Origin of the sequence: uncultured Campylobacter sp. (genome assembly GCF_937996225.1) — a bacterium.
In the GTDB taxonomy this organism is placed as follows: Bacteria; Campylobacterota; Campylobacteria; order Campylobacterales; family Campylobacteraceae; genus Campylobacter_B.
The window spans coordinates 1-4,139 of record NZ_CALKTC010000077.1; the positions used below are offsets into that span (position 1 = coordinate 1).

4 protein-coding genes and 1 pseudogene are annotated in these 4,139 nt (G+C 42.4%); 1 reads left to right on the plus strand and 4 read right to left on the minus strand.

Annotated features, from left to right (window positions below; all coding sequences use genetic code 11):
- The 4 genes and pseudogenes from Q0174_RS09120 to Q0174_RS09135 all read right to left on the minus strand — a co-directional run.
- A pseudogene (locus Q0174_RS09120) lies at nt 1–333 on the minus strand (hypothetical protein); the annotation flags it as partial.
- Nucleotides 334–381: 48 nt separating this feature from the next.
- Complete coding sequence (locus Q0174_RS09125; protein WP_298043444.1) at nt 382–1,206, minus strand: hypothetical protein; 825 nt, start codon at nt 1,204–1,206, stop codon at nt 382–384.
- 139 nt (nt 1,207–1,345) lie between these two features.
- Nucleotides 1,346–2,164: a cache domain-containing protein gene (locus tag Q0174_RS09130; RefSeq protein WP_298043446.1), complete on the minus strand. Its 819-nt coding sequence runs from the start codon at nt 2,162–2,164 to the stop codon at nt 1,346–1,348.
- The gene (locus tag Q0174_RS09135) at nt 2,161–2,532 is read right to left on the minus strand and encodes an HIT family protein (RefSeq protein WP_298043448.1); all 372 of its coding nucleotides are present in this window, start codon (nt 2,530–2,532) and stop codon (nt 2,161–2,163) included. The genes Q0174_RS09130 and Q0174_RS09135 overlap by 4 nt, the downstream gene beginning before the upstream one ends.
- Before the next feature lie 162 nt (nt 2,533–2,694).
- On the opposite strand from Q0174_RS09135, the gene Q0174_RS09140 reads away from it, so the two are divergent.
- A complete protein-coding gene (locus tag Q0174_RS09140; RefSeq protein ID WP_298043450.1) occupies nt 2,695–3,903 on the plus strand; it encodes an MFS transporter in 1,209 nt (402 codons plus the stop codon).
- Nucleotides 3,904–4,139: the final 236 nt, after the last annotated feature.

Consider the following 4,139-nt stretch of genomic DNA (forward strand, 5'->3'; position numbering starts at 1 on the left):
ATTTTTGGCTTTATAATATGAAACTTTATTCATTTTGCACCAAGATCTTCCATACTTTTTGCAACGAAAATCATTAATTAAAATAGTAGCTTCTAATTCTTTTTCCAAATACTCAGCAATAGCCCTTTTATACAACTCCTCTTTAGGTAAAATTCTATCCTCTTTGAGGCAGTATCCTTGCTTGTATTTGTTGTAGCCAAAAATAGTAACGACAGCGAAGCCTCGTGAGGTGGAAAAATCTGGGATGATGCGGACAAATGAGGCGCAGAGTATTATTATAAGAAGCAGCGCGCCTATCGCGACTTTAAATTTAACGGATTTATAAAATTTCATACCGACGCTCCTTTTAAAATTTAAAATTTCAGTTGTTTACTCAGCTTTTCAGCCACCTTTAAACAAACTTTCTCTTACCAAGCGATCCGCCATTTCCTCGATATTGCTTTCATAAACTTCAAAATCGCTATTACCGCATGTGTCGATTTTTAAATAATACTTCTTCTCGCGCGAGCCGTTTTCTATAGTCTCATCATAATGTTGCTTCGCTTCAGATAAATCTTTTATAGTGTCTCCTACATATATTTTAACCACGACATCTCTAAATTTAAAATTATCATACAATATAAAGCTTTTATCGAAGTATAAAATATACTCGCGCAAACCGCCGTATTCTACTATAGGCTCCTCAAAACCGGCTGATCTGCCATCTAAATTTATTTTTAACTTTTCTGCGATATTTACCGGCTTCATTTGAAATTTCTCGACAAAAATATTTCTATACGGCCAAGCGGCTTGATTTTCACGTTTTTGTATCTCATATTCTTTAGATAGAACTTCCAGCCAATCATTGTTATTAAATTTATCCGTTTCGTAAAAGCCTACTTTAACGGCAAATTCTCTATTGCCGTAGTTGCAAGTTTCACTGCCATATACATAATAGCATTTGTCGGTAACGAGGGTTTGAAACAGTATACGCCTCTTTAAAAGATCTAAAATTCCGCGCTTAAATCGCTCCTCCTTTGATAAAATTCTATCCTCTTTAAGGCAGTATCCTTGCTTATATTTGTTGTAGCCAAAAATAGTAACTACGACAAAGCCTCGTGAAGTGGAATAATCGGGGATGATGCGGATGAATGCGGCGCAGAGTATTATTATAAGAAGCAGCACGCCTATTGCGACTTTAAATTTAACTGATTTATAAAATTTCATACCGACGCTCCTTTTAAAATTTAAAATTTCAGCGCAGATTTCCGCGATTTTACGATCAAATTTAAAACGTCTGCTCGCCGTGCCGTGACGCCGCGACAAAGTAGCTAAGAGCTGCAAGCGCCTAAATTTAATCCTGCCGTTATCCCTTGCGGTGCAGAACTATATAGCCCAGCTTCGTGCCGTTTTCGTCCGAAAATGCCCGCACGTAAAAATAATGCCCGTCCTTTTTGATAAAGCTCTGCGCCCCAAAATCAAGCGTCGCCAAAATCGACAAAACGTCGTAATCCGGCGCGCTGTTTACGACGATAAAGTCCTTGATAACGCCTATTTTATCGTAGAAGCAGTCGGTCTCGAACCTCTTATCTACGAGGATAAAAATATCGTTTCCCATGCGGTTGATCTGCGCGATGACGTGCTCGAAATCGAGCATTATCTCGGCGCTTCCGATAAATTTACCGTCGCTAAAAACGGGCGAAATTCCGCGCATAAAAACCCCGCACCGCCCCATCTCCACAAGCGCTTTGGGAAGCAGACTGTGGCGGATCTGCAAAAGCGAATGGCGAAACGAGCTCAGATCGTCGTCGTAAAATTCGTCGCTCCAGCTCCTAGCTAGGCTTCTGGTGTTTTGCGTATGAAAATGTATCTTCACGCCCGTATAAAAGGGCACTGCGCTTAAAATATCTTTGTATTTTTTCGTCACATCCATGCACTCGCCGTGTTTGCCGCTCTCAAAACAGCGCACCACGTCGCTGTTTTGCGACAAAATCAGCGAGATCGCAAAGGCGTTTAGCTTTTCTTCGTCCACGATCTTTTCAAACAAACTCGCGCTAAAATCGAACTGCTGCTTGATTTTTATCTCGTTTTCCTCGCTTTTAAAGCGCAGGTAAAATGCAAAGGTGGCAACGCAGCAAGCAAGCGCGAAAAGGCTTAGGTATTTTTTGGATCGCGCGCCTATCATCTGAATTCCATCTTTAAATTTGCCGCTAAAATTTCTGCGAATTCGCTAAATTCCGGCAGATCGAGCTTAGCCTTGCGCATCTTTTTACCCCAGACGGACTCCGGGAAAAAGCTGTCGTTTTTAAAGCGCGCTTGGATGTGAAAATGCACGCGAGGCACGTAGTTGGCGAAGCTTGCGATATTGATCTTATCGGGCGCGTAAAACTCCCGCAGGCTCTTTTCGCACTGAAGCACGGCGCGCCACAGATGCGCCAGCGTCGCCTCGTCGCAGTCGCTAAGCTCTTTAAATTTCGCTTTCGTAAAGACCTTCACCCACGGCACTTCGTGCTCCTCGCGCTCCACATAAATCATCTCATCTTCATAAATCATCGCTTCTCCTTGAAAACGGAATTTTAATGCAAAGCCCATTAAAGCTCGGTAAATTCCTCTTACATAAATAATATACTAAAATACATTAATTAAATATATCTATAAAATCTCGATATATTCGTAATTTTTATGCTATAATTCTATTTCTTAAAAGGAATATATATGAAATCAGTTTGGATAATGATCCTATGCGCCGCGGCGATTTTGATGGTTACGATGGGCATTCGTATGTCATTAGGTCTTTTCGTACAGCCCATAATGCAAGCAAATTCCCTATCCATCGCACAAGTAAGCTTTGCGATGGCAACTACGCAGCTGGTATGGGGCTTTTCGCAACCGCTTAGTGGGATACTTGCAGACAAGCTCGGTGCCTACGTCGTGCTGTTTTGGGGCAGCGTGCTTTTGGCGATTAGTTGCACTCTTGTGCCGTTATTTAGTAGTGAAAGCGCGCTTGTATTAACGATGGGTTTTGGGCTTGCATTGGGGCTTGGCGCGGGTAGTTTTCCGATTCTAATGAGCCTAATGGCAAAGCGCCTGCCATTTTCTATCCGCTCGGTTGCTAGCGGAGTATTAAATGCAGGCGGCTCGTTCGGGCAGTTTTTATTTGCGCCGATGATAGGGTTTTGTATCGCAACGCCTGCTTTGGGATACGGCGGCGCATTTTTTACGCTCGCAGGGCTTAGCTTGCTAATTCTACCGCTTGCAAGACTTTTGGCAGGCAGTAAAATTCTATTTGGCGAACAAACCAGCCTGCATGAAGAAGATAAGCGCAGCTTAGGCGAAGTTCTGCGTTTGGCACTGCGCGATAAAAGCTATATTTTGATAAATTTAAGCTTTGCTACGTGCGGTTTTCACGTAGCGTTTTTAGTGACGCATCTGCCTAGTGAAGTAGCACTAAGCGGGCATGGTGCGCAGGTAGCGTCCTTTTCGCTCGCACTGATTGGTATCGCTAACATCGTAGGCAGCTTATTCGTAGGTTGGTGTGTTTCCAAAGTGCGCTGTAAAGTCATTTTATTTTGCATATATGCCCTGCGTATCGCTCTTATTGGTGCTTATGTGCTCTCGCCCAAAGATAGCCTTACGTTTTATATCTTCAGCGTGGGATTAGGATTTACCTGGCTAGCGACCGTACCGCCTACTGCGGCTGCCGTCGGTAAGCTGTTGGGGACGCGATATTTAGCAAGCCTATTTGGATTTACGATGCTTTCGCATCAAATCGGCGGATTTTTTGGCGCATATATCGGAGGTCTTGCAGTGCGGGCATACGGCGCGTATGATTATATGTGGTATTTGGATATGACGTTAGCGGCTATTGCAGCTCTGCTAAGCCTGCCTGTGCGTGAATCTAAGATGAAGCACGTAAAATTTTAAAAATTTTATGGGATTTTGAAATTTACGGACGGAATTTTCGCGAAATTTTGCAAGCTAAATTACGACGAAATTTTGAAAATTTTAAAATTTATCGGATTTTATGTTTCGCACGATGAAATTTCACTTTAGCTTTAAAATTCCGCTGCGATAAAATGCAAAATCCGCTTGTGCTTTCAAATTTAGCCGGGGCAAACTTTTAAATTTTATAGAATTTTGAAATTTTAAAATTTCGGCTC

Excerpts from the sequence above, each read along its gene's own strand:
- Q0174_RS09125 (WP_298043444.1), bottom strand. The coding sequence starts at position 1,206 with ATGAAATTTTATAAATCAGTTAAATTTAAAGTCGCAATAGGCGTGCTG.
- Q0174_RS09130 (WP_298043446.1), bottom strand. The coding sequence starts at position 2,164 with ATGATAGGCGCGCGATCCAAAAAATACCTAAGCCTTTTCGCGCTTGCT.
- Q0174_RS09135 (WP_298043448.1), bottom strand. The coding sequence starts at position 2,532 with ATGATTTATGAAGATGAGATGATTTATGTGGAGCGCGAGGAGCACGAA.
- Q0174_RS09140 (WP_298043450.1), top strand. The coding sequence starts at position 2,695 with ATGAAATCAGTTTGGATAATGATCCTATGCGCCGCGGCGATTTTGATG.